The organism is Sulfitobacter sp. GN1-4 (assembly GCF_055693825.1).
Genome location: NZ_JBVFUQ010000003.1, coordinates 1,554,778 through 1,579,017, shown reverse-complemented (window position 1 = coordinate 1,579,017; position 24,240 = coordinate 1,554,778). Strand labels below are relative to the sequence as shown.

Sequence of the window (24,240 nt, the reverse complement as noted above, 5' to 3'; positions counted from 1 at the left end):
GTTTTGCTCTGTTGGCGCAAAGGTTGACGTCCGGGTGGACAGACAGTGCCTGCAGCCGTAAATCATCTTTAATTACAAATCACTAATGTCGAATGTTGGTGCGGTCGGAGAGACTCGAACTCTCACGGGTATTACCCCACAGCGACCTCAACGCTGCGCGTCTACCATTCCGCCACGACCGCATGCCATGGAAGGTAGCCGGGGTGTAGCCGGGAACGTTGAACTTGTGAAGAGGAAAAAGGCACAAAAAACCCCGGCTGCGGGGGGCAACCGGGGTCAGGATTTTTCAGTGTTGCGGTCTCTATTCGCTGATCGAGAAAGTCGGCAAACCGCTGCTTGATGCAGGCTGTGGCTGCGGCAAAGCACCCCCGCCGCTGACCATGCGCTGGGATGCCGCGCGGATCAGCTCAGTGCGCTCAGGCTGGCCGGGCACGAACACCGCTGCGGCACCGCTATCGACCGCTTGCAGACCCGCAGCGTACCAGCTGGCGGCCATGTCCACGCGTTTCGCGGGGCCGAACCCTTGGCTCAGGTGGTGGCCCATCAGCTCGCCATAGACCCCCTCGCCCATTGCAAAGAGCAACAGCGCCGATCCGACCGCGACGTCCATGTTGTCAGTACGGTAGCCTACACCCATGCAGATCCGCGCGGTGCCAGCCAATTGCGCGGGCGACATGCCGGTGGTCAAAATGAATGAGGACACATCCGCCACAACCGCTTCTCGCGATTTTAGGGAAAGGGCGGCAACATGATCCTTCATTGCGGGGCCAAACCCTTGGCATTGCTGGGCAATTTGATCGGGGGTAAAGCCCTGGATCTGGCTGACCAGTTCTTCTGATTTGGCGATGGCATAGGTGCGCGCCAAGCAGAACTGTTCATTAATCGCGACATTGGGATCAGACATGCTGGCCAGCGTTGTAAAGCCGCCATTGGTGTTGGTGATCAAGGACACCGTGTTGCAATGCGATGCCAACGACGCCTGGGTGCCTGCGCCAAGGAAATTGGGCAAAGCGGTGGTGGGCGCCACAGCGGCCGCCAGACCAGCGGCCCCCGCCAGGGTGCCCGTTGCAGCCACCGTTGTTGTCGCGGGCGCGGGCTGTGGGGCGGTCTGCGGCGCCACCACGATGGTTGTTTGCGGTGCCACGTTGCCTGCCGGGGATTGGCCCGCCATCTCAGCGCGGTAGGTTTTCAGCAAACCACGGGTGCCGTCGGGGTTGGTTGCGACCTGTTGTTGCACCGCATACCCACCCGCTTGCGCGCGGTTGTAGCTGGACACCAACAGGTTTTGTTCAAACGCAGACAGCTGGCCCGTGACCGGATAGCCCAAATAGGCTTGGTAACGCGAAATCGCGTCCCGGCTTTTGCGGCCCAACTGGCCATCCACTGACCCCGCGTTAAAGCCGAAGTAATTCAAAGACGCCTGAATACTGCGCCCTTCTTGCGTGGAAGGGATGGTTGAGCGTTTCTTGTAGGTCCGTTTTGTGGTGCTGCGCTGCTTTTTGGCATTTGCACCGACGATGCCGCCGATGATGGCACCTGCGATAAAGTCGCCCGCATCCGCTTGAGCACGTTCAACGGGCAGGACGGCAAGAGAGGCTGCAACAAAAGCCCCGGTCATGAACTTAAAATGCATTCAAAATCTCCAAATAAACGAGTCGGATATGGGGCCAAGCCTACCACAGGTCTGCCGATCCCCCAAAAACACAGGTGGTATTGAGCGGCGGATGCCCCTTGAAAGACAGTCTGGAATTCCCGACCTTGGACAGGTCATCTCATGAAAGGACGCCTTGTGACCCAGAACACCGCCGCCGACGCCGGACCTGTCGTTCAGGTTGATATCGTGTCTGACGTCATGTGCCCCTGGTGCATTGTCGGGTTCAAACAGCTGGAACAGGCCTTGGGGATGACCGGTGCGGGTGCCTACATCCGGTGGCATCCTTTTGAGCTGAACCCGGACATGCCAGCAGAAGGGCAGAACCTGGCGGAACATATCGCACAGAAATACGGCAGCTCACCCGCCCAATCCCAGGCAGCACGGGCGCAACTGACGGAGTTGGGTGCGCAATTGGGGATCGCGTTCAACTTTCAGGAAGACAGCCGGATCGTGAACACCTTTGCTGCGCACCAACTGCTGGGATGGGCACAATCGCAAGGCAAACAGCATCCGCTGAAAATGGCGCTCTTTGCGGCTCATTTTACCGATGGCAAAGATGTCTCGCAGCCTCAGGTGTTGGTGGATGTCGCCGAAAGCGTAGGCCTGCCCGGCGCGGAAGCGGCGGCGCTTCTGGCCTCAGGCGAACGCGCGGAGGAAACCCGCGCGCATCAGCAGTTCTGGACGTCACGTGGTGTCTCCGGTGTGCCTTCCATGGTTTTTGAGGGGAAATACATGCTGACCGGGGCCCAAGGCGCACAGACCTATGCGCAGATGTTGCAAAAAGTACTGGCCGAACGTGCCGCGGCCTGACCAGCCCCTTCCCCCCAGACCCGCCAGGGACTAAACCGCGCATATGGTTGAGTGGATCATCTCAGACGGTTTAACCGACTACCGGACCGCAGAGGCCTGGATGGAGGCGCGGGTTGCCGCAATTTCTTCGGGTGCGGCCCCTGAATGTATCTGGCTGGTAGAGCATCCACCGCTCTACACCGCTGGCACCTCGGCTGAGGATAAAGACCTGATCGACCCGATGGGCCTGCCGGTGTATCAAACTCGGCGGGGTGGGCAGTACACCTATCACGGCCCCGGCCAGCGCGTGGCTTACGTGCTGTTGGACGTGGCCAAGCGCGGGCGCGACATCCGCCAATTCGTCAAGCAGCTGGAACGCTGGGTGATTGAAACGCTGGCGCAATTTGGGCTGCGTGGCGAAATTCGCGATGGCCGGGTTGGCGTTTGGATCAAACGCCCCGAAAAGCCTGCAGGCCCAAACGGCCAGGTCGCAGAGGATAAGATCGCGGCGGTGGGCATCAGGATGCGCAAGTGGATCAGCTTTCACGGAATCAGCATCAACGTGGAGCCGGATCTGACGCATTTTGAAGGCATTGTGCCCTGCGGCATCGCCGATCACGGGGTCACATCGCTTGTCGATCTTGGCCTGCCGGTGACGATGGACGATCTGGATGTCGCATTGAAAACGAACTTCGATCTGGTGTTTGGCGAAACGGGCGTGGAATCAGCCGTCTGAACAGGCGCTTCGCCGCCCTGCCCTGCGCCTTGGCGGCCCCGAATTGCCCCATCAGCCAACATCAGGCGGGCAAACGGACCTAACCCTTGCTGGATGAGGGAAAAATATCGCAACTTTTTCCCCCTGCGACCATCGCGCCCATTGCTCCGGCGCGAGTGCTCGCCTAGAACGAGGACCAGATCCGCATCGCGTGTAGCCAACAGGCGGGGTGCGACCAAATTCTATATCTGAGGAGGCACCGCATGGCAGACGCAGCCATTCACGGGCACGACCATGAAGACAACCGGGGCTTCTTTACCCGGTGGTTCATGTCAACCAACCACAAAGACATCGGCATTCTGTATCTGATTGTCTCAGCCTTAGCTGGTTTTGTATCCGTCGCTTTCACCGTTTACATGCGGTTGGAACTGATGAACCCAGGCGTTCAGTACATGTGCCTGGAAGGCGCACGTTTCATTGCTGACAGCGCCGCAACCTGTACGCCCAATGGGCATCTTTGGAATGTTTTGATCACCGGTCACGGCATTCTTATGATGTTCTTCGTGGTGATCCCGGCGCTGTTCGGGGGCTTTGGTAACTACTTTATGCCACTGCAAATCGGCGCGCCTGACATGGCGTTCCCACGGATGAACAACCTGTCCTTCTGGCTTTATGTCGCTGGTACAACGCTGGCGGTATGCTCCGTTCTGGCCCCTGGCGGCAACGGGCAGGCAGGCTCTGGCGTCGGCTGGGTGCTGTATCCACCGCTTTCTGTAAAAGAGGGCGGCATGTCGATGGATCTCGCGATCTTTGCGGTGCACGTCTCTGGCGCATCCTCGATCCTGGGCGCGATCAACATGATCACCACCTTCCTGAACATGCGCGCACCTGGCATGACGCTGTTTAAGGTGCCGTTGTTCTCTTGGTCGATCTTCGTCACTTCTTGGCTCATTCTGCTGTCCCTGCCGGTTCTGGCGGGTGCCATCACGATGCTGCTGATGGACCGTAACTTTGGCTTTGCCTTCTTTGATCCTGCAGGCGGTGGTGACCCGGTTCTTTACCAGCACATCCTGTGGTTCTTTGGGCATCCTGAGGTGTACATCATTATCCTGCCGGGCTTTGGCATCATCTCTCACGTGATTGCCACGTTCAGCCGCAAGCCTGTCTTTGGCTACCTGCCGATGGTCTGGGCGATCATCGCGATCGGTGCCTTGGGCTTTGTCGTCTGGGCGCACCACATGTACACGGTGGGCATGACGCTGAACCAGCAGGCCTACTTTATGCTGGCCACCATGGTTATTGCGGTGCCGACAGGGGTAAAGATCTTCTCTTGGATTGCCACCATGTGGGGCGGCTCAGTTGAGCTTAAAACACCCATGCTCTGGGCCTTTGGCTTCCTGTTCCTTTTCACCGTCGGTGGTGTGACGGGCATCGTGCTGTCGCAGGCCGCTGTGGACCGCTATTACCACGACACATATTATGTGGTGGCACACTTCCACTACGTGATGAGCCTGGGTGCGGTGTTCTGTATCTTTGCGGGGATCTACTTCTACTTCCCCAAGATGACGGGCCGCATGTACCCTGAATGGGCGGGCAAGCTGCACTTCTGGACCATGTTCATCGGTGCCAACCTGACCTTCTTCCCACAGCACTTCCTGGGCCGTCAGGGCATGCCACGCCGCTACATCGACTACCCAGAGGCATTTGCCTACTGGAACCTGTGGTCCAGCTGGGGTGCGTTCCTGTCCTTTGCGTCCTTCGTGTTCTTCTTTGGCGTCATGATCTACGCCCTGACACGCGGCGCACGGGTGACAGAGAACAACCCATGGAACGAATATGCCGATACGCTGGAGTGGACGCTGCCGTCCCCCCCACCAGAGCATACGTTCGAAATCCTGCCAAAGCAGGGAGAATGGGACAAACAGCCAGGACATTGATCCGGTTGCACCGCAAGATAAACGAAAGGCCCCAACCGTTGTTGGGGCCTTTTTCTTTGTCCGGCGCGGTGGCGTTTCCTTGCAAGGAAACGGCCAAAACCCTTTAAAGGGTTTTGCCCCCTACGCCACGTCAGTCTGGACAGAATGACGGCGCTCCGGTCAGGTTGCCACCTGCACCCGTCCCGCGCGCCCAACACCCAAAGGAATACCCCATGACCCTCGCCATCACCCCCATCTATGCCGCCCTGACCGCGCTGATCTTTCTGGCACTCAGCTGGCGGGTCATTTCCTACCGGCGTGCCAATATCATTTCGCTGGGCGATCAGGGTGACAAGAATCTGCTGAAACGGATGCGGGCGCAGGCGAACTGCGCTGAATACGCGCCGATCGCCCTTTTGCTGCTGCTGCTGACCGAGCTTTCAGGCGCCCCCGCCGTGGCTGTGCATGTGATGGGTGTGGCGATTGTGCTGGGCCGCGTGCTGCATGCCTACGGGTTTGCCTCAACCCCGCAAAAGATCATCTTCCGTCAGATGGGGATGCTCTTGAACCTTTTGGCCATTGGCCTTGGGGCCTTGGCGCTATTGGCTCACGCCTTGGTTTGATCGGGCCACCACCGGCTTAGCGTCCGCCATCCCCAGACCCCCAGCACAACCGCGCCAACGGTCCCGGCCAGAAACGGCACAACCAGCGCCGTAGGCCGCGACACGATCTGCTCAGCAAATCGCACAAGCACCCCTGACAGCATCAGCCCCACCGGCATCATGCCCCAGGCCAAAAGACGGTAGAGGCTGTTGACCCGCCCCAAGAGCGCATCCGGGATCATCCGCTGGCGATATGAAACCGAAACCGTGTTCCACACCAGACCGGTGAAGTTAAACAACATCAGCACAATCCCAAGACTGATGGCACCGGGGGCAAGGGCCATGGCCAAGAATGCCGGGGCCGACAGGACCAGCATCCATTGGGCGGTGCGCAGGGGGCCAAGCACGCGGACAATCACCTCTCCGTACCATCCGCCCAAAATGCCCCCTACTGCGCCTGCCGCCAGGATCAACCCATAGGCCTGCGCGCTGAGGTTCAGGTTTTCCTGACCATGCAGGATCAGGGCAATCATCACCATTTCAAACAAGAGGTTCCAAAAACCAGTGATCAGCGCCAGCGCCCTGAGCAGCGGGGCGGCACGCAGAAAATCATAGCCCTCGCGCAGCTCTGCCCGCCAATCTCTGCGTTCTTTCGGCGCGGGTTTGAAAGATCCTCGCACCTGCAGCAAAAGCAGGATGGCCAGCACATAGGCGCCCGCGTTCATCGCAAAGGGCGCGGCAATCATCCAAGCAATCAAAAACGCGCCCAGCGCCGGCCCCAAAAGGGCGTTGCCCACCAGCTCAACACTCCAAAGCCTGCCGTTTGCGCGCTCTAGCTGGGCATGCGGCACGATGGCGGGCAGCATGGTTTGCGCGGCATTGTCGCGAAACACCTCAGCGCCGCCCACAAGGAAGGCGGCTGCAATGATCAGATACAAAAGCGGCGGTGCACCTGTTTCTTGCGGCGCGGGCAATGTGCCCGCCTGCCAGATCATAAAGGCTACCAGCGCAAAGCCTACGCCGCGCAGGATGTCCATCCACAGGATCAACTGCCGTCGGTCCACCCGGTCCGTCACAACGCCCGCAGGCAGTGCAAAGAGAAACCAGGGCAAGCGCAGCGCGACAGGCACAAGCGCAATCATCAGCGGGTCGCGCGTCAGCAGGGATGCAAGCCAAGCCCAAGCCACAACAGCAATGCCATCGGCAAGGTTTGTCAGGCCACTGGCGGCGATGAAGGGGCGGAAGCCCTGGGGCGATTCTGCAGATGACATGATTGCACAGTGGCGCTTCAACCATGGTTGAGGTCAAGGTCAGAGCACAGCAGACCTACGGCGCGGCGGGCGTGTGTGACTTTCTAGAAATTTTTCGCAGCTTGTATCATTTCCCTCTTGCAGGACCGTGCCGGGATGGGTATTTCGCACTCACCCAAGGATGCGGGCGTAGCTCAGGGGTAGAGCATAACCTTGCCAAGGTTAGGGTCGGGCGTTCGAATCGCCTCGCCCGCTCCAATTGGGGCCTGCCACCCAGCAGGCATGAATGAGACCGCCTTCGGGCGGTCTTTTTCGTTTCCAACCTGTCCAAACGCTTGCCCTATTTGGGCCCCTCCCCTCATCCGTCAGCCGCTGATGGTTACCGCACAGCATATCCGCACGCACGCCCATGTCCCAATCCTGGTACGAGAATGTGCCGTTTCAGCGCTTTCGCCGCAATTCGGGCATGTTCTGTGCAAGCCAGCGGCCAATTCCCTAATTTTTCCGAAAATAGTGTCATAATGAGGCCGATATCCTGGTGTCTAAAGGTTCAACCCCTGGTTCTGCCACGTTGGAACCGCTTTGAGACCTGAGGTACACAATGAGATTGCTTGCTGTCGACGACGATCCGCTGATCCTTGACCTTTTGCCGATCGTCTTTCGGCAAGCACAGCTGCCCAACATCACCGTTGCCTCTTCTGGCGCTGCGGCGCTGGAATTGATCAACGATCCTGATCTGGAATTTGATGGTTTGATCCTGGACATTGAGATGCCCAACATGACGGGCATTGAGCTGTGCGAGAAAATCCGCCAGATCCCGCTTTATCGCAACACGCCCATTCTGATGCTTACCGCTGTCACAGACAGCACACGCATTGAACGCGCCTTTGCCGCGGGCGCAGATGACTACATCACCAAACCCTTTGACGTAAAAGAAATCGCAACACGGGTCCGCGTGGCCGAGCGCATGACCGAACGCTCAACACGCGCGCCGGTTCTTGATCTGGCCCAGATGCCATGGGATGCCGAGGAAGGCTCGCATGGGTTTGACATCAGCGAACCCATTCGATTGGCCGCCCATCATCAGGTGATCCTGCCCTTCGCTTTGGGCAACTACCTGTCACAGCTGTCGCGCCGTCGCCTGGACACCTGCACCATCTTTGCCGCGCGCATCGCGGATCTGGAACACTACTACCAGCGGAGCAAGCCACATGAATTCACCCAGCTTCTGACCCATGTGGTTGAGGCCATTACCGATGTCGTGGACTGGCCGCATTTGCTGATGGCCTATGAAGGCGACGGGACATTCATGTGCATCACGCAAGGGTCGGAACCGCCCGCGTGGCCTGAGATTGAGGATAAGATCCAATTGGTTTTGGCCGCCCAACCCTCTCCTTTTGAAGATGGGCGCAATATCAGTCTGGATGTCTCTGTTGGGAACCCGGTGATGCCAAATGCCAGCCGCAATCAGCGTGTGAAAAAGACCTTTGACCGCGCCCGCGACCGGTTGCGCAACCGCGAGAAGATTAAGCTCAAGCAGCAGGCCAAGTCGGCGCGCCAAGGGCATCCGCAATTCTAAGGCATGCGGATCGCTCAGCGGCGGACATGCTTTGGCCTCAAGCCCCCAACATTGCCTCTGATCAATGGTTTCAACGGGTTGCGGGATACGTCGCATCAACAGGAAACGCATTTCGCCGGTGAGCAGAAATGCATACACTCGACCTCCTCAACCCTGCCTGAAATCAGAGATTTCAACGGGTTGCGGGATACGTCGCATCAGCAGAAACGCATTTCGCTCTAGTTTATGGGAAACTCACGGAGGCACCAGGTGGCGTTGCGCCGGTAGTCCTCAATGGTGTCATCAACGCTGCGCCGGTCACGCATCACCGACAGCGCTGCTTTCTTCTCGCGCCATGTGCCGCTGACATGGCGCTCTAAGATCAGGGTCGTGATGCCTAACATCACATCCTTTTCCGCCTGCCCAATCATATCGGCACGCGACAATGCGACAGCCGTCAATGCAACCGTGTTGGCACAGCGCAGTGCCGATGCCTCGCGGCCTTCATAGACCCGTTTGGCGTCACCCGCTTGTGGGACCGCGAACAACATGGCTGTCAAAGCTAGAGAAAGCGCTTGGCGCATCAAAAGACCTTAAAGGTCATCGTGGTCAAAGATCGTTCAATGCCGTCGATATCCAACAGCCGGTCATTGATGAAAACACCAACATCTTCATCCTTGGGAATATAGACCTTCATCAGCAGATCATAGTCACCCGAAGTTGAATACAGCTCTGAATGGATCTCACGCAGGGCAATTTCCTCAGCCACCTTATAGGTTTGGCCAGGCTTACAGCGGATCTGGATAAAGACACAGGTGCTCATGTCGGTCTCTTTCGTTGGGACATGTAAGGGTCGCACAAGGCCAAGCGCCCTGCAATGGGTGATATGGTGCGCAGATGCCCCCGCCGGGATCGCACCCACCCTTCCTGAACGCAAGGATTTCAACAGGTTGCGCATTGCGCACGGTCCTTCTCCAGATGCACCTCGCAATAGCTACCGCAAGGTGCGGATCAATCCTGCACCAGTTGCCAGCGATTGTTCCCGCAGGTGCGGCCACGGGGTTGGCCTGTACGCTTTGGTTGATATAAGGCAACTCATTATTCGCGCCCGGAGGCCCCACATGCGCAGCGCAAGCCTGAACCGCACCACTGCAGAAACGGACATCACTGTTGAGATCAATCTCGACGGCTCAGGTGCCTATGACAATGAAACTGGCGTGGGGTTCTTTGATCACATGCTGGATCAGCTGGCGCGCCACTCTTTGATTGATATGAAAATCCGCGCCAAGGGCGATCTGCACATTGATGACCACCACACCGTCGAAGATGTGGGCATCGCCTTGGGTCAGGCGCTGGCCTCAGCCTTGGGCGACAAACGCGGCATCCGCAGATATGGGTCCTGCCTGTTGCCCATGGATGACGCTTTGGTGCGCACCGCGCTTGATCTATCCGCCCGCCCTTTCCTGATCTGGAACCTGGATTTGCCCACCCCCAAGATCGGCAGCTTTGACAGCGAATTGGTGCGCGAATTCTTCCAGGCCCTCAGCACCCACGGCGGCATCACGCTGCACGTCGATATGCTGCACGGCATCAACAGCCACCACATCGCAGAAGCCGCGTTCAAATCCGTCGCCCGCGCCCTGCGCGAAGCGGTTGAGGTTGACCCCCGCAAGGCTGAGGATATCCCCTCAACCAAAGGCGCATTGTGAGCAAAGGTCTGCCCCCGTGCTAACGGCGATTATTGATTACGAATCCGGCAACCTCCACTCAGCGCATAAAGCGTTTGAGCGTATGGCAAATGAAGTCAACGCAGGCGAGGTTTGCGTGACCGCGGACGCCGATGTTGTGGCCCGCGCTGACCGGATTGTGCTGCCCGGTGACGGTGCATTTCCTGCCTGCATGGCGGCGTTGAAAGGCTCAGGTGGCCTTTATGACGCGATGGTTGACGCAGTTGCGGTCAAGGGCCGGCCGTTTCTGGGTATTTGCGTTGGCATGCAGCTGATGGCGACATGGGGCCGCGAATATGAAGATACCCCTGGCCTGGATTGGATCGGCGGTGAAGTGACCAAGATCACGCCCGCAGATACCACGCTCAAAGTGCCGCATATGGGATGGAATGACCTGATCGTTGATGCCGCACATCCCGTCTTTGCCGACCTCAAGACAGGCGATCATGCATATTTTGTGCATTCCTATCACATGGCCGTCGCAAACCCGGCTGAGCGGCTGGCCCATGTGGATTATGCCGGTGACGTCACTGCCATCATCGGACGCGACACCATGCTGGGGATGCAGTTCCACCCCGAAAAAAGCCAACACACCGGCCTGCGTCTGATCGCGAATTTCCTGACCTGGGCCCCGTGATCACCTGATCCGGGTCCAGACCTCTTTGCTGCACCCCGCATCATTACAGGCCTCCAGGCGGAGTTCTTTGCCAATCACCTGGACACGGGATTTTTCAAAACTGTTGGCCTGCGGATCGCGGTATTCGCCCAGAAAGCTGCCATCAGGCTGCGGGCGCATGCCCCAGATAAACTTGTCACCCACCGCATTAGACGGCGTGTCATAGCCGCGCCGGTTTTTGGCCCGCTCCACCCGACCACAGAGCGCGCGCCCACACCGCCGGGTGCGCACATGAAACAACACGCCCGTTTCATCAAGCGGCGTTTCCCACAAACCGCGCGGGATTTCGACCTGTCCTTCGGCCTCTTGCGCGCTTGCCCCCCTGCCCATGCCGCGCAGATGGCAGCACAGATCAAAATGCGGCGATACGTCATTCGAATTTCCCCAGCCGTGGCAACAAACCCCTGCCACAGCTTAGAAAAATCAAACTGGTGTTTCAATAACCTGCGTGGTCTGTGAAGTTATTTGACCCGGGACCACTTGCCACCACTGCGGCAAACGCCCAACACACAGCCTTTCACATCCAGCGCATTGCCGGACAGTTCCAGACGACCGTTGTAGGTTTTGTCCCGATCCGGGGAATAGACCTTGCCGCCGGCATATTTGCCGCCGCCTTGGCTTTTCATATCCCAGATCAGCTTGCGACCGTTGTTGTCTGACGCAAATTCCTTACCGGCAGAATCAAAAGACTTCACCAAAGTGCCGCAAATCGCGGCCCCGCATTCGGTGATCTTGATCTGACCGTAGTTGCCATTGTCATCCTTGATGGTTTGCCAGGTGCCAACAATTGGATCTGCGGCCAAGGCAGCCCCGGCCATCAATACGCCAGCAATGCTTGATGCGATAAGTGTTTTCATAGTGTCCTCCCGTTTTGCCCCAGTGTGCGCGCGGGCTGCGCTTTCTGGCAAGCCTGACCTTGGGTCGCGTTGCAAATCGGGCAATCCCATGCCACAGGAAGCCAGGACAGCTTAGAAAGACACGCCCATGATCCTCTTCCCCGCCATTGATCTCAAAGACGGCCAAGCGGTGCGGCTTGTGCATGGCGACATGGAGAAATCCACCGTCTTTAACGACGATCCCGCCGCCCAAGCCCGCAGCTTTGTTGAAGCGGGATGTTCTTGGTTGCACCTGGTTGACCTCAACGGCGCTTTCGCAGGCGAGCCGGTGAATGCAGCCCCGGTTGAGGCGATTTTGAAGGCCTGCGATGTGCCTGCCCAATTGGGCGGCGGCATCCGCGACATGGCCACGATTGAGCGCTGGCTGGACAGGGGATTGGCCCGCGTGATCCTAGGCACGGTGGCTGTCGAAAACCCTGATCTGGTGCGCGAAGCCGCCCGCGCGTTCCCAGGCCACGTGGCCGTGGGCATTGACGCGCGCAACGGCAAAGTGGCCACCAAAGGCTGGGCTGAGGAAACCGATGTGATGGTCACAGACCTTGCCAAATCCTTTGAGGACGCAGGCGTTGCGGCGATCATCTACACCGACATCCTGCGCGACGGCGCGATGGGCGGGCCCAATACGGCGGCCACTGCCGATCTGGCCCGCGCTGTCTCAATCCCCGTGATCGCCTCAGGCGGCGTCTCATCGCTGGGCGATCTGCAAGCGCTGAAAGACACCGGCGTCATCCACGGCGCCATCTCTGGCCGCGCGCTCTATGACGGGGCCATCGACCTGGCGCAAGCGCTCAAGATGCTCGCGCCCTGAGCTTCATCTTTCCAATACACCTCATCCCCACCTTCCCCCACACACAAGCCTCTGTTACGAAACGCCATGCTCAAAACCCGTATCATCCCCTGCCTTGATGTTGCCGATGGCCGCGTTGTGAAAGGCGTGAACTTTGTGGGTCTGCGGGATGCGGGCGATCCGGTGGATGCCGCCATCGCCTATGACGCGGCGGGTGCGGATGAGCTGTGCTTTCTCGACATTCACGCCACCCATGAAAACCGCGGCACCATGTTTGATCTGGTGCGCCGCACGGCTGAGCATTGCTATATCCCGCTGACCGTCGGCGGCGGTGTACGCAGCGCGCAGGACGTGCGCGCGCTGTTGCTGGCGGGCGCGGACAAGGTCAGCTTCAATTCAGCCGCCGTCGCCAATCCAGACGTCATCGCAGAGGCCGCCGATCAATTTGGCAGCCAATGCATCGTCTGCGCCATCGACGCGAAAACCGTCTCCCCCGGCAAATGGGAGATTTTCACCCACGGCGGGCGCAAACCCACCGGCATCGACGCAGTTGATTTTGCCCGCATCGTCACCGCCAAAGGGGCCGGAGAAATCCTGCTGACCTCTATGGACCGGGATGGCACCAAGGCCGGGTTTAACCTGCCCCTCACCCGCGCGATCTCGGATGCGGTGCATGTGCCCGTCATCGCCTCGGGCGGTGTCGGCACGCTTGACCATTTGGTCGAAGGCGTCACCGAAGGCGGTGCCTCTGCGGTGCTTGCGGCCTCAATCTTCCACTTCGGTGAATACACCATCGCTGAGGCCAAGGCGCATATGGCTGCGGCCGGCATCCCCATGAGGCTGACATGACCCTTGATGATCTCTACGCCACCGTCGTGGCGCGCAAAGCAGCTGACCCTGCCAGCAGCTGGACGGCGCAATTGTTGGCCAAAGGCCCCGAAAAATGCGCCGAGAAATTTGGCGAAGAAGCGATAGAAGCGATCATCGAAGCCGTCAAAGGTGACAAACCGGCCCTCACCTCTGAGGCCGCTGATGTGCTTTACCATCTGCTGGTAATGCTGGCTGCGCGCGATGTTGCCTTGTCCGATGTGCTGGCCGAGCTGGAGCGCCGCCAGGCGCAGTCGGGTCTTGCGGAAAAAGCCAGCCGGTAGACGTGACGGCAGCACGTCCGCTAAAGCTTGCTCGAGATAACCCCGGTCGCAAACCCACCCATCCGCAGCTCGCCAAAAAGGCGCTGATATTCGATCTTTGGACAGCGGTTCTGAATGACCGTGACGCCCCGCGCCTCTGCGCGTGCAGCTGCCTGGGCGTGCTCCACCCCGATCTGCATCCAGATGGTCTGAAGCCCCTCAAACAGCGCCAATGCTTCATCCACAATATCGGGCACGGCCTCAGAGCGGCGAAAGATATCGACCATATCCACCGGCCCCTCAATCTCAGCTAAACTGCCGACAATCTCGCGGTCGAAAAGCTGTTGTCCGGCATAGGCGGGGTTCACCGGCACCACCTCAAACCCCTTCAGGCCCAGATACCGGGCCACGAAATAGCTGGCCCGAACCGGGTTGGTCGATACGCCGACCACGGCAATTCGCTTGGCCCGCTTCAAAACGTCTCGCAATACTGCGTCTGAATATTCCATGGCCGTGCTTACCCTGCCCTGCGCACAAAAAAAGCGCTCTCAGGCAACAGCCTCAGAGCGCGTGAGTGCGGAACGAGGGACAGTGACAACGCAGGCAAGTTCCAAAGACCTGCGTTCACTCATTGAAATAGGAACTGATGCCCTCCGCCAAAAGGGCGATGCCAAAGCTGTGATCAACTTCACGCGCCATCGGCAAACCTTTGCCGAGTGTTAGTCAAAGATGTCTTCGACCAGATCAAAAACGTCCTCAGCCAGATCCTTGAACCAGCCTTTGCGCTTCTTGGCCTTGCGTGGCTTGGTTTTTTTATAGGCCACAGCCTTTGATTTCTCAGGAAAGCGGCGCAGGTCGGGCTGGTGGCTGACAGCCTTGCTTTTCTTTTTGCCCGCCACGGGCAGCATTTTTAGATCGCGCAGCGGCGCGCCGCAGCTGCCACAGCTGAGCTCATGGCGCTGCTTGTCCAGCCTCAAAACAGTGGTACTGCCGCAAAAACAACAGGTTGCGACTTTACTTGGGTGGCCCATATCGCCTCACGTTATGCATTTCCTCTCACTGCATATAGGGCGATTGCTGCTGCGTTGGAGACGTTGAGAGAGCCAAATTGCCCAGCGGCATCAATTTTGACCAAGGCATCGACCGTTTCGCGTGTTTTTTCGCGCAAACCCGGCCCTTCGGCCCCAAGCACCAGGGCCACAGGGCGGTCGCGCTTGCCCTCAACTGCGGCCTCAATCGTTGCATCCGCTTCGCCGTCCAAGCCCAGCACGAGATAGCCCATTTCCTGCAATGCCCGGATCGTATCGGCCAAGTTTCGCACCCGCAGATAGGGCTGGCGTTCCAAGGCACCTGAGGCGGTTTTGGCCAATGCGCCGGTTTCAGGGGCTGAATGGTGGCGCGTGCCAATAACGGCAGAAGCCCCCAACACCTCAGCGGAGCGCAGGATGGCACCAACGTTGTGCGGGTCTGTCACCCGGTCCAGCAACAACAAACGGGGGGCCGCCGCACCAATGGCCACGTCCTCCAGCTTGCCCCAATTCAGTGGCTTGACCTCCAGTACAGCCCCCTGATGCACAGAGGCAGGATCAATCGGCGGGCGGAACTTTCGCGGGTCCACAACCTCAGGCGCCAGCCCGCCCGCCTCAATCGCATCGGCAAGTTTGGCCTGCGCGTTCGGGGTCACCATCAAGGTCAGCTTTTCGCGCCGGGGATTAACCAAGGCGTCCCGCACCGCATGCAGACCAAAGAGCCAAACCGTCGCATTTGCTTCGGCTTTTTTGTCCTGCTCTTTTTGAACCACCCACTTGGGTTTCTTCATGATTTGCCCTTTCGCGACACCTGCAGATTTGGCGTCAGATTTTGCCTTGACGCCCCTCAGGCCCGCTTGTAATCACGCCTTCACGTCGGGCGCAATTGCGCAGACGTAGTGGGCGACAGGCCGCAAGGTGTGGCAGGGGACTGTAACTCCCTCGCGGAGACGCACGCCTGGTTCGATTCCAGTGGTCGCCCACCATTAAACTCAACATGCTGTTTTTTATGGCCATGAGGTGCTATCATGCACCCCATAAGGCCCATTTTCGATACAAACAGACGTGATTTCGATACAATGAGTGATGAAGAGAAGGTTCCCTACCTCAAAATCGACCGTGGTCGATACTTCTACCAGCGTCGTGTTCCGCAGAAGATGCAGGCCCATCTAGGCATACGTCGGTGGCAGTTGCCCTGTGGCGATGTCAGCTACTCCAAAGCGGTTCAGATGGTCGTCACATGGGCTGAGGAACATAATGAGCTTATTGCTGACCTTCGCAATCCAGAGAAGCTGCGGCAAGCAGGCATTGCCGCTGTTCGCAAGGTCAAAGCCCGACGTGCCACAGAACCCGACCCTCTCGACCTACCCCGCTTCTATGAGATGACGGAGCAACTTGATGGGGAGAAACAGTTCTTCCCCCGTCATGCAATTCCTCGGCCCTGGCAAGCTGCTGCAAAAATGTTGCGTGATGCAGAAGCGGCATATGCGGGGAAACCTGATCAGCAGACCACAATTGAGACTATCAACTTCTGGATCGAGGAAACGAGGCGTGGTGATCCACCAAACAGGACCAAGGATGTCCACCGATATCCAGAAATAGTAAGACACATCGAAACGCTGGACCCTAAACTCGTTCAGGATGCCAAGATTAGGCTGATCAATCTACCACCACCAATGGCACCAGAACTATACTTGGACTGGTTGGTCGAAGCCTACGATGTTGGGTTCGGACCAGATTGCGACCCTCCTACCGATCCTGATCAAAAAGATGAGTATGACTTCATCAAAAGAAAGCTGGAACGCAAGATATCGGAACTTTCACCCGATCCGCACACACTTACCGCTATGACCGAAAAGTATTGCGACTTTCATTCTATCAGACCTGCAACAAGGTCTAAGTATCGTCGTGAGCTTGCAAGGCTCATCGCGATCACGGGCGATGTTCCTATTGCGCATGTTCGAAACCAAGACCTGAAACGTCTTAGGGATGCTTTGATCGGGGAGATAAAACCTGCTTCCATTCAAGCAGTGTTCACCCCAATCAAAGGCATTTTCAATTTCGCCTACGATGAGGGTCTGATTGAGCTAAACCCAATGAATGGTGTGAAACTTCCACGCGATAAACGCCCCATCGAAGAGCGGAAATGGAAGCCCTTTGAACCCGCCGAGGTTAGTCGCCTGCTGAACGCAGCAGAAGAGGTCTGGGGCAAACCTGCCAAAGGTTTGTCAGACGAACGACGTACTGCGATTCACATGGTCGTTCGCGTCCTCGCGTTCTCAGGGATGCGGCCAGTCGAAGTCATCAGACTTACTCCTGACGACGTGAATGCGGACATGATTAGGATCAGAGGCAGCAAGACTGAAAGCTCAACTAGAGTGATACCCCTGCACCCTGAACTAATAGACCTGCCAGAATGGGTAGGAAACGGCGGACTCGATACGTTCCAAACGATCAAGTCGGACCAGGTTGGTTCTGTCCGCCACAACTTCGCCAGGCTATTGCGAGAACAGATGCCTGAACCAATCAAGGACCCCCAGAAAGCTCTCTACTCGCTGCGTTCGACGTTCGTGAATGCTATGCGCCGTGCTGGTGCCGACATTCAGGTGCAACGTGCCATCTTGGGCCACAAAGAAGCGGGTGCCATTCGCCATTATGATGATGGCCCCGAATTTGATGTCAAACGACGCTGGGTGGATGCGACCGACCCAAGGGTTTTGTGAAATGAAATACATCTGCATGAGTGTGTAATTTTTCCATAAGAATAAGGATATTTGTGATTTTTCAAATACTCTTATTGGGACAAATACCGCTCACTATTGGGACATCGTTGAGTTGATCCAATCAGCTTTAGAATCTCTATGGGTCGTGCAACACGTACGGCCCATTCCATATTCTGAGTTTGGTTATTCACACATGGCCAACCGCTTCTAAGGCACGCTTAACCAGTCCAACGAGATGCTGACACTTGCGAATACTCCAGTGTGACAAATCCCTTTTGAAGGTCAGCCGAGTGAAAGGCGGCGTTTGTGTTAATCAACCAGAGCCGCTTCGCGATCCAGAAATAGCTCCGCAATCCGATGTCCACTTGCTTCAGTCAATGATCTGGCAACCGGTGGCATCTCAACCACCGCTCGACCGACATCATCCATCGCGATGCGTTGCCCTACTTCGGGTGCATCCAGCCTAATTAGGTTATTGCGCCCAACCATCAACCCAGCTTGACCAATTGCATTATGGGACTGTGCCCGCATTACAGAGGATGTAAAATGGCTCCGCCAATGCCACAGTCCGCCAACCCGCTGCCACCAAGTCATCTTGTGTATATCTTGACCACAACCAAGACTCAGAATGCGCACCTGTCGCCGATCAATATCAAAACAGGTCAACGCATCTACCAATCCAACCATCGTCGGATTGTTGGCCCAAATACCACCATCCACGAAAGTGTAACCCCCCTCTTTCAATGAAGCAAAATTGGTGGGTGCTGCTGCGGTGGCCAGGCCGACCGTAACCAGTGGCTTGTGCTGATCCCTTTGATAATCGGGATGATGTGGAGTCTTGAACACGTAGGGCTCACCATACCTCCCCTCAAATGAAGGTATACACAGCGGGGTCTTGCTTGAGCCAAACAATGCATCGCCAAACTCACGACGCAGTTCATTTTCCAAATTGTCCCGGTTGTAGGTATGCATGACGTATTGAAGGTGCTTCTTAATCCATTTCTGTAGCCGGTTGCCGGGAAAGATGAACTCTCCACGCTCCAAATAAATCTTGGAGATTTCACGGGCAGATTTCCCCTGAGCAAGGCCCATGGCGATAATCCCACCAGTGCTTGTACCAGTGATCATATGAAAATGGTTTCCGATGGGTTCGCCATCTAGGAAACGGCTTTCAAGCTCTGCCAGCACCAAGCAAGGCAGCAATCCGAGAATGCCTCCACCATCAATGCTGAGTAGGCGAAATGGTTTACCTTCAGGCCATGGCTGAACCGGTCTCAAGGTTTGTCGTGTCCCATCTGAGCGTCTTGGAACTGTGTGATCATACTTGTCATCACGCGGCATATTCTGCCCCCTTTACTTCACCGGGGCCATCATGACGCCCACCACCTACCCACCTACCGGTTGCCTCCCAAAACTCATACGAAGCCAACCATCGAGCGGCCCAACCGATGGTCGTCCTACTGATCAACATTGATCCATTCCACTGTTTGGCCATTGGGTCGAACAGGCAAAGTGGCGACAATCGAATGTCAGGCCCTTCAAAATACACGTGCGGTAGAGGTGCATCTTCGGCAGCATCAAAGTTTGGCACCAATGAAGGCCGCAGCACACGAACAACGGGCATTATCCTGCATAGGTCTCGCCGCCCTTGAAGAGGCAAACCGTACTCAACACTGACGTGAAAAGGGCGATCCAAACCGGTCAGGTTACCGAACCACGCTACTGAGGCAGGCCCGAGGCCGAGCGTCGGCTGGAACTGAGGCCAATCACGCCGCATGGTTCTAACTTGTTCTTGCAGTGTCTTCATGGCTTAGACCAATGAGTGCCATAAAAGGTTGAAGGCGGGATTGATGGCTTCGCAACCGCTGCCGCAGGTGCTGCAAGTATCGCACCGGTCGGGCCAAACTTGTGAAGACCGCTTTGGATCATGCCACCCAAGTCGTCGCCGAGGTCATCAACGACTGACTGGCCGACATTCTCGCCGAACAGTTCTTTCAACACTTGGACCTTTTTCGATAACGCAGATTCAGTACTCAGGAGCACTTCGAGTTGCTGGAGAAAGAGCCGCAGGTCCGTGATCAAAAGGTCCTGTGCTGTTTGGTTTTCTGGCCAGCGATCTGTGAAGATGTCACCGGGGCAACATGGGTTTTCGACATGAATGAGTACCCCCTGACGCTTCGCTGCCTGAAGGCGTTCCAGCATATAAGTAGCGATGACCCGCAGGTTTTCTCCAATAGTTCGCCCAGGTGCTGCGACCTCTAGGCTCAAGCAGCTATACATTACTGAAGCAGGCATACGCCGGTCACGGGTAGACCAACGGATATTCCGATTGCGCTTTAGCAACTGGAGGGCGACAGTTACGGCTGATTTGCCCCCAACTACCGTAGAATGGGCCGGTACAGGCACCGTATCTGCGTCGGCCATGACGCGATCCCAACCACGGTCTGAGGCCGTAACCAATTTCGAGTACTCTTGTTGGAAATCTTTGTCGATTGGGCAGCGGGCGTTGTAGTCGCTCACAAATGCGAAACTGTTGGTGAGTACTATTTTGTCGTTGGCGCGTGGCTCCTCCAACTTCGAATGGAAGATGTGGCTTCGCCGGGGGTCGTATTCATCCAGTAAGATCGATGGTGAAAGATCGATGTGCATATCGTCAGCGTATGTGATCGTTACGCAGCGGGACTGACGATGGGTCATATCATAATAGCGCGACCCCTTTTCACCACGAACCGCAACATAGAGCATGTCTAATATCTCACAGGGCGTCATGCCACTGACCATCAACTCCACGATGATATCGATGTCGAAACCTTCGAAGCGAAACTTGGCACGAATGGTTGCACCGATAGCGACTGATCCTTGCTGATAGAACAGACGAATGAGTCCCTTGAGTGGGCTGCCGTCCCGTTCCAGGTGCTTTTCGATGGCAGCTTTACGTTCTGCCAACAGTGCGTGATGGCTTGGAGGCAGTTCGATTTTGACAGCGGCTGCCGCCAGCAACCGTTCTCCAGTATTGTCCCAAGGTGAACGTGGCACCCCCAGTTGCTTATTCATGGTGACCCCTTTCTAAGGTCTGGCCATCACAACATTTAGTGAGGGCGACAGGTTACTGTTCGATATGCTGGGCGTCGTGCAGACTAGACGCCAAAAAAATACATCAACTCCGAACATACATGCGTCCCAACGTCGCGCTTGTCAATTACAAAAAGTTCGCCATAGTGAACTTTGCAACAGGGAGGATCAAAATGACCAACAATATGGGGGACCGAATTCGTGAACTTCGAAAAAGGAAGGGACTCACCCTAGACCAACTTGCGACCAATGCAGGTAGCAGCAAGAGCTATATCTGGGAACTCGAAAACAAGAACCCACCACGACCGTCGGCAGACAAGCTATCAGCAATAGCAGAAGCTTTGGATACCACTCTGGATCACCTGATGGGCACACCATTCAACAGCGAAGATGACCTATCGCCAGAAGACAGAGTTTTCTTTCGAAAATTCGTAAGCCTTGATCCTAAGAAAAAGGACAAGATGCGCCAAACCCTCGACCTTTGGGATGACGAATGACCATGGAAAAAACACCGGAACGTTGGGCATTTGACCTTTCGATAGTGCTTCGAGCAGCCTACGGTGAAGACCGATTCCCAATCGATGTTAAAAAGCTGGCTGTCGATTACAGCAAGCAAAAGTATCCCGGCGATCCAATAACCCGCGTCCGAGAGCGCAATACTGATGGCTTCGAAGGATTCTTGACGCCACACCCGGGTGGCAAACCAGAGTGGGGCATAGGTTATGCCAGTTCCATCGAGTCAGACGGCAGACGGCGATTTACCATCGCCCACGAGTTCGGCCACTATCTGATCCACCGGCAAAAATATCCTAACGGATTTGAATGTCGGCCTGAGGATATGGCCGCGTGGGATAGCGAATACAACCGGCTTGAGGCCGAGGCAAACCAGTTCGCGGCCAATCTACTAATGCCACTTGATGATTTTCGAAACCAGATCAATCCAAAAGCTCCGGCTGATCTAGATGACCTCGGTAAATGTGCCGAGAGGTATGGCGTGTCCCTGATGGCCGCGACGCTTCGATGGCTGTCTTTCACACAGCGACGTGCATTGCTCGTTGTCAGTCGAGAGGGTTTTGTATTGTGGGCAAGGTCTAGCGAACCAGCGTTCAAAAGCGGAGCATATATCAAGTCATCGATCTCCCCGCCGGTTGAAGTACCATGCGAAAGTTCGATCGCACTAAACCGAAATTCACGAGGCGTCGTTCCAAAGCTCACACATCCAGAGGGAGTGTGGTTGCGTGAGCCGGTGGAAGAGCATGCTCTCGTATCGGAACGTTATGACCTTGGGCTATCACTTCTGCTTCTAGGCAATTCCGCTCCTGTTGCGGGCGTCGAAGAAGAACATGTCTTAGACCTTTTGGAAGCCCAACCAAAGTTTTAAAAGGACCAGACTGTACAACTCTTGCAAACGTCACTCGCAATCACAAATGAGAGGCGACTGTTTGGTTGGTCGAGGCGGATTGGCAGCAAGTTTGGTAAAACAACGATAAAGGACGTTGACCAGCAAATCTCAATTCAACTTGGCTTAGCGAAACGAACGTAACATCCCTTCGTATTTGCGTAAGTCTAACGGGCTACTGCCTTGGTCCACGCCCTCAGATTCAAGCTTGTACAACTCAATAGTCAGGTCACCACGCTGCTGCGGCGTCAAAGACAAGCCGAGCTTCAGTACCATTTCGTCCAACTGAACAATCACTTCTCGCATTAGCTCCAAATCAATCTGCTCCTTCGATCTGGCTCTGCTGAAGATTTCGTGTGGTTCCACGTCGAAGACGCTGGCCAATGCGGCGATCCTTGCTTGCGTCAAGGATGATGTCCCTCTCTCCAACCGCGATAGTTGAGTGACCGACATGTTTAGGCGACCTGCCAGTGTCTCTTGAGAAAGACTGTGCACTTTCCTGAGTTTCGCGATGTTGTTGGGGACCTTGGGGGTCATTTTTGCTTACCCATCTTTGTTGCTTAGCCGACATCATCGCTGATTTTCTCCAGTTCATGCAGTCACTTAATATGGCATAAATCCACCAAAAACGTCATAATATGATTGATGCGATTCGGAAATGCGCACTTAATGCGTTGTCAGACCTTAACACGTCATTGCTAAACAGGAGAGACCATGAACCCCATAATGAAGATATGCGCCATAATCGCCGTTGCTACACCCGCGTTGGCAGATGACAACAGCATGTATGAGAACACTGACGCCTTCTTGGCCGATCTTGAACAAATGTCAGCTCGTTGTGGCACTATGGCCGAGGGCCAAGTCGATGACGAAATTTTCGGCATCCAGTTTGCCCGGGGTACCGATGGCCGTTGTACCATGGGTTCTGGAGAGATCGATCCGCTGGTTGCCGAGTTCTTTTCCGAAAACAGCCTTTCCTGGGCTGGTTTGATCAACGGGAACAGCATTTGGGTCACCACACAATAAGCATTGCTGGCCATTCAGCCCACCCTATTGAGCACCAATGCGAGGCTCCCATCGAAGCAACATCTGAACAACGACAGCGGCTCCTTGAGTCCATCTTTCGTCGGAACGCATTCCGGCTGCGGCATGGGAAACCTAGCTATGATCTATCGCGTGTTTATGCTGATGGCCTTGTAAAAATCAGGGCGTCAAAAACATGCAAATTCGAGCAAAGCGACGCATCGAAGTGGTCCTCCAGACCAACCGACAGCAATGTGTTGCCCTTTCGTGGTCGTCGATAAGGGCCCTCACGGTTCTCTTGTGAAGCACTGGAGATTATTTTTTTCTTCACGAAAAAAATATATTTTGAACAATCGGTTACGAGAATATTGCAGTTTTAGTCGGGCTTCCTACATCAGGTGAACAACAATTGTTGAGAGAGGTCGATTCCTCTCGAACCTGCTAACGTAAAGGAGGTTTCGTAATGAAACATGCAGAGACAGTGGTGCCGGGCCACTTTAACACACCGGCAAACCAAGTGGCTTTGGCCATCAGAAAGCAGCAAGACATTCAAGAGCTTCAACGTCGTGCAAGTGATGCAGGCTATGATGCAGATGCGGGATTTGATCTTGCTTTCGAACCTTGGCTTCGTGACGACAACTTCGTGTTCGACGACAATTGCAACGACTGGGGCTTGATCGGCCTTGATCCTGAAAAAGTATATCCAACGCTGCTACAAGTGCCCTTTTCGAACAGTGTTCAGCTTTTGATCTTTGCGGTAAACGTCCAGCATTTGCCACGGGACAACTGGAAGGCCGAGCTTTCGATTTACCATATTGCAGACCTTGGATATCCTGACGAGGACTACCCCATTTTTGAATACTCGAACCATTGCGATACACCGCTGACCATCCAAGTGGATATGGCTCGGTGTGGCGACGAACTTACGTTTGCAGATGGTCTTGGGATCGAATGCCTGGATGCGAAGATAAGCAGTGCCGTACGGGCACTTTCGTCACTTCTTCAGGGGCGAGCCAACTCAATTTCTGATGCAGGCAACGTTGAATACCTGATGTAATCGCACATCAGCCGCATTAGCCTTCTGCATCCTCCGCGACCGTCGGTTCTTCCCAACCAAGTTGGTCGGCCAGATAGAATTCTAAGGCGGCGGTGACGATTTCACCTAACGATTGATCTGACTGCAAAGCGAGCACCCGTGCCTCCAGTAGGAGTGCCTGATCGATGTTTCGGATTGTATTGCGGACATGTGCCATGGTGACGGGTCTCCCTTTGTCTCCATGTATTTAGGTGTCAGT

At 56.0% G+C, this 24,240-nt stretch carries 29 protein-coding genes and 3 tRNA genes; 17 read left to right on the top strand and 15 right to left on the bottom strand.

Features of this window, described 5'->3' with window-relative positions:
- Positions 1 to 96 precede the first annotated feature (96 nt).
- A tRNA-Leu gene (locus ACZ1HM_RS08315) sits at positions 97 to 182 on the bottom strand.
- A 119-nt stretch (positions 183 to 301) separates the two neighbouring features.
- Complete coding sequence (locus ACZ1HM_RS08310; protein WP_472742358.1) at positions 302 to 1,633, bottom strand: peptidoglycan-binding domain-containing protein; 1,332 nt, start codon at positions 1,631 to 1,633, stop codon at positions 302 to 304.
- A gap of 156 nt (positions 1,634 to 1,789) precedes the next feature.
- Here ACZ1HM_RS08310 and ACZ1HM_RS08305 point away from each other — a divergent pair, with 156 nt between their 5' ends.
- From ACZ1HM_RS08305 to ACZ1HM_RS08290, 4 genes are all read left to right on the top strand, one after another.
- Entirely contained in the window at positions 1,790 to 2,464 is a 675-nt protein-coding gene (locus ACZ1HM_RS08305; protein WP_472742357.1) for a DsbA family oxidoreductase, read from the top strand.
- Between the two features lie 43 nt (positions 2,465 to 2,507).
- On the top strand, positions 2,508 to 3,179 hold the full coding sequence (gene lipB / locus ACZ1HM_RS08300; protein WP_472742356.1) for a lipoyl(octanoyl) transferase LipB: 672 nt from the start codon (positions 2,508 to 2,510) through the stop codon (positions 3,177 to 3,179).
- 242 nt (positions 3,180 to 3,421) lie between these two features.
- On the top strand, positions 3,422 to 5,095 hold the full coding sequence (gene ctaD, locus ACZ1HM_RS08295) for a cytochrome c oxidase subunit I (RefSeq protein ID WP_472742355.1): 1,674 nt from the start codon (positions 3,422 to 3,424) through the stop codon (positions 5,093 to 5,095).
- A 212-nt stretch (positions 5,096 to 5,307) separates the two neighbouring features.
- The gene (locus tag ACZ1HM_RS08290) at positions 5,308 to 5,697 is read left to right on the top strand and encodes an MAPEG family protein (protein ID WP_472742354.1); all 390 of its coding nucleotides are present in this window, start codon (positions 5,308 to 5,310) and stop codon (positions 5,695 to 5,697) included.
- Here the strand turns inward: ACZ1HM_RS08290 and ACZ1HM_RS08285 are convergent.
- A complete protein-coding gene (locus ACZ1HM_RS08285; RefSeq protein WP_472742353.1) occupies positions 5,682 to 6,947 on the bottom strand; it encodes an MFS transporter in 1,266 nt (421 codons plus the stop codon). The genes ACZ1HM_RS08290 and ACZ1HM_RS08285 overlap by 16 nt on opposite strands.
- A gap of 162 nt (positions 6,948 to 7,109) precedes the next feature.
- Between ACZ1HM_RS08285 and ACZ1HM_RS08280 the strand changes: the two genes are divergently transcribed.
- Positions 7,110 to 7,184 (top strand) — tRNA-Gly (locus ACZ1HM_RS08280).
- Positions 7,185 to 7,527: 343 nt separating this feature from the next.
- Positions 7,528 to 8,505, top strand: coding sequence for a response regulator (locus ACZ1HM_RS08275; RefSeq protein ID WP_472742352.1), 978 nt, complete (start codon positions 7,528 to 7,530; stop codon positions 8,503 to 8,505).
- Between the two features lie 218 nt (positions 8,506 to 8,723).
- On the opposite strand, the gene ACZ1HM_RS08270 is transcribed toward ACZ1HM_RS08275, so the two are convergent.
- Positions 8,724 to 9,068 (bottom strand): hypothetical protein, encoded by a 345-nt coding sequence (locus ACZ1HM_RS08270; protein WP_472742351.1) that lies wholly within the window; start codon positions 9,066 to 9,068, stop codon positions 8,724 to 8,726.
- Positions 9,068 to 9,307 carry an Lrp/AsnC ligand binding domain-containing protein gene (locus ACZ1HM_RS08265; RefSeq protein WP_472742350.1) on the bottom strand — a complete coding sequence of 80 codons (240 nt, stop codon included), beginning with the start codon at positions 9,305 to 9,307 and terminating at the stop codon, positions 9,068 to 9,070. Before ACZ1HM_RS08265 ends, ACZ1HM_RS08270 begins: the two co-directional genes overlap by 1 nt.
- Before the next feature lie 298 nt (positions 9,308 to 9,605).
- On the opposite strand from ACZ1HM_RS08265, the gene hisB reads away from it, so the two are divergent.
- Both hisB and hisH read left to right on the top strand, forming a co-directional pair.
- The gene (gene hisB, locus ACZ1HM_RS08260) at positions 9,606 to 10,193 is read left to right on the top strand and encodes an imidazoleglycerol-phosphate dehydratase HisB (protein ID WP_472742349.1); all 588 of its coding nucleotides are present in this window, start codon (positions 9,606 to 9,608) and stop codon (positions 10,191 to 10,193) included.
- 16 nt (positions 10,194 to 10,209) lie between these two features.
- Positions 10,210 to 10,848, top strand: coding sequence for an imidazole glycerol phosphate synthase subunit HisH (gene hisH, locus ACZ1HM_RS08255; RefSeq protein ID WP_472742348.1), 639 nt, complete (start codon positions 10,210 to 10,212; stop codon positions 10,846 to 10,848).
- On the opposite strand, the gene ACZ1HM_RS08250 is transcribed toward hisH, so the two are convergent.
- The gene (locus ACZ1HM_RS08250; RefSeq protein ID WP_472742347.1) at positions 10,849 to 11,217 is read right to left on the bottom strand and encodes a DUF2147 domain-containing protein; all 369 of its coding nucleotides are present in this window, start codon (positions 11,215 to 11,217) and stop codon (positions 10,849 to 10,851) included.
- Between the two features lie 131 nt (positions 11,218 to 11,348).
- Positions 11,349 to 11,744, bottom strand: coding sequence for a DUF2147 domain-containing protein (locus ACZ1HM_RS08245; RefSeq protein ID WP_472742346.1), 396 nt, complete (start codon positions 11,742 to 11,744; stop codon positions 11,349 to 11,351).
- A 127-nt stretch (positions 11,745 to 11,871) separates the two neighbouring features.
- Here ACZ1HM_RS08245 and hisA point away from each other — a divergent pair, with 127 nt between their 5' ends.
- The 3 genes from hisA to ACZ1HM_RS08230 all read left to right on the top strand — a co-directional run bounded on the left by hisA (position 11,872) and on the right by ACZ1HM_RS08230 (position 13,721).
- Positions 11,872 to 12,591, top strand: coding sequence for a 1-(5-phosphoribosyl)-5-[(5-phosphoribosylamino)methylideneamino]imidazole-4-carboxamide isomerase (gene hisA, locus ACZ1HM_RS08240; protein WP_472742345.1), 720 nt, complete (start codon positions 11,872 to 11,874; stop codon positions 12,589 to 12,591).
- Between the two features lie 66 nt (positions 12,592 to 12,657).
- Positions 12,658 to 13,419, top strand: coding sequence for an imidazole glycerol phosphate synthase subunit HisF (gene hisF / locus ACZ1HM_RS08235; protein WP_472742344.1), 762 nt, complete (start codon positions 12,658 to 12,660; stop codon positions 13,417 to 13,419).
- A complete protein-coding gene (locus ACZ1HM_RS08230; protein WP_472742343.1) occupies positions 13,416 to 13,721 on the top strand; it encodes a phosphoribosyl-ATP diphosphatase in 306 nt (101 codons plus the stop codon). Before hisF ends, ACZ1HM_RS08230 begins: the two co-directional genes overlap by 4 nt.
- Before the next feature lie 20 nt (positions 13,722 to 13,741).
- Here ACZ1HM_RS08230 and ACZ1HM_RS08225 read toward each other — a convergent pair whose 3' ends face one another.
- The 3 genes from ACZ1HM_RS08225 to rlmB form a co-directional block, all read right to left on the bottom strand.
- On the bottom strand, positions 13,742 to 14,209 hold the full coding sequence (locus ACZ1HM_RS08225; RefSeq protein WP_472742342.1) for a CoA-binding protein: 468 nt from the start codon (positions 14,207 to 14,209) through the stop codon (positions 13,742 to 13,744).
- A 210-nt stretch (positions 14,210 to 14,419) separates the two neighbouring features.
- Positions 14,420 to 14,677: a hypothetical protein gene (locus ACZ1HM_RS08220; RefSeq protein ID WP_472742341.1), complete on the bottom strand. Its 258-nt coding sequence runs from the start codon at positions 14,675 to 14,677 to the stop codon at positions 14,420 to 14,422.
- Positions 14,678 to 14,742: 65 nt separating this feature from the next.
- Positions 14,743 to 15,519: a 23S rRNA (guanosine(2251)-2'-O)-methyltransferase RlmB gene (gene rlmB, locus ACZ1HM_RS08215; protein ID WP_472742340.1), complete on the bottom strand. Its 777-nt coding sequence runs from the start codon at positions 15,517 to 15,519 to the stop codon at positions 14,743 to 14,745.
- A 110-nt stretch (positions 15,520 to 15,629) separates the two neighbouring features.
- Between rlmB and ACZ1HM_RS08210 the strand changes: the two genes are divergently transcribed.
- Both ACZ1HM_RS08210 and ACZ1HM_RS08205 read left to right on the top strand, forming a co-directional pair.
- Positions 15,630 to 15,714: transfer RNA gene (locus tag ACZ1HM_RS08210), tRNA-Tyr, on the top strand.
- 93 nt (positions 15,715 to 15,807) lie between these two features.
- Positions 15,808 to 17,451, top strand: a complete 1,644-nt coding sequence (locus tag ACZ1HM_RS08205) for a site-specific integrase (RefSeq protein ID WP_472742339.1) — start codon at positions 15,808 to 15,810, stop codon at positions 17,449 to 17,451.
- 309 nt (positions 17,452 to 17,760) lie between these two features.
- Here ACZ1HM_RS08205 and ACZ1HM_RS08200 read toward each other — a convergent pair whose 3' ends face one another.
- From ACZ1HM_RS08200 to ACZ1HM_RS08190, 3 genes are read right to left on the bottom strand one after another with little or no spacing between them, the layout of a single operon-like run.
- Positions 17,761 to 18,792 carry a CBASS cGAMP-activated phospholipase gene (locus ACZ1HM_RS08200; protein ID WP_472742338.1) on the bottom strand — a complete coding sequence of 344 codons (1,032 nt, stop codon included), beginning with the start codon at positions 18,790 to 18,792 and terminating at the stop codon, positions 17,761 to 17,763.
- Positions 18,782 to 19,228: a type II CBASS E2 protein gene (locus ACZ1HM_RS08195; RefSeq protein WP_472744583.1), complete on the bottom strand. Its 447-nt coding sequence runs from the start codon at positions 19,226 to 19,228 to the stop codon at positions 18,782 to 18,784. The genes ACZ1HM_RS08200 and ACZ1HM_RS08195 overlap by 11 nt, the downstream gene beginning before the upstream one ends.
- A gap of 26 nt (positions 19,229 to 19,254) precedes the next feature.
- Positions 19,255 to 20,505 (bottom strand): nucleotidyltransferase domain-containing protein, encoded by a 1,251-nt coding sequence (locus ACZ1HM_RS08190; protein ID WP_472742337.1) that lies wholly within the window; start codon positions 20,503 to 20,505, stop codon positions 19,255 to 19,257.
- Positions 20,506 to 20,696: 191 nt separating this feature from the next.
- Between ACZ1HM_RS08190 and ACZ1HM_RS08185 the strand changes: the two genes are divergently transcribed.
- Entirely contained in the window at positions 20,697 to 21,020 is a 324-nt protein-coding gene (locus ACZ1HM_RS08185) for a helix-turn-helix domain-containing protein (protein WP_472742336.1), read from the top strand.
- Entirely contained in the window at positions 21,017 to 21,904 is an 888-nt protein-coding gene (locus ACZ1HM_RS08180) for an ImmA/IrrE family metallo-endopeptidase (RefSeq protein ID WP_472742335.1), read from the top strand. The genes ACZ1HM_RS08185 and ACZ1HM_RS08180 overlap by 4 nt, the downstream gene beginning before the upstream one ends.
- Before the next feature lie 144 nt (positions 21,905 to 22,048).
- Here the strand turns inward: ACZ1HM_RS08180 and ACZ1HM_RS08175 are convergent, their stop codons facing one another.
- The gene (locus tag ACZ1HM_RS08175) at positions 22,049 to 22,459 is read right to left on the bottom strand and encodes a helix-turn-helix domain-containing protein (RefSeq protein WP_472742334.1); all 411 of its coding nucleotides are present in this window, start codon (positions 22,457 to 22,459) and stop codon (positions 22,049 to 22,051) included.
- 177 nt (positions 22,460 to 22,636) lie between these two features.
- Here ACZ1HM_RS08175 and ACZ1HM_RS08170 point away from each other — a divergent pair, with 177 nt between their 5' ends.
- Together ACZ1HM_RS08170 and ACZ1HM_RS08165 are read left to right on the top strand one after the other, a co-directional pair.
- Positions 22,637 to 22,948, top strand: coding sequence for a hypothetical protein (locus ACZ1HM_RS08170; protein WP_472742333.1), 312 nt, complete (start codon positions 22,637 to 22,639; stop codon positions 22,946 to 22,948).
- A gap of 460 nt (positions 22,949 to 23,408) precedes the next feature.
- On the top strand, positions 23,409 to 24,002 hold the full coding sequence (locus ACZ1HM_RS08165; RefSeq protein WP_472742332.1) for a hypothetical protein: 594 nt from the start codon (positions 23,409 to 23,411) through the stop codon (positions 24,000 to 24,002).
- A 16-nt stretch (positions 24,003 to 24,018) separates the two neighbouring features.
- On the opposite strand, the gene ACZ1HM_RS08160 is transcribed toward ACZ1HM_RS08165, so the two are convergent.
- Entirely contained in the window at positions 24,019 to 24,198 is a 180-nt protein-coding gene (locus tag ACZ1HM_RS08160; protein WP_472742331.1) for a hypothetical protein, read from the bottom strand.
- Positions 24,199 to 24,240 lie beyond the last annotated feature (42 nt).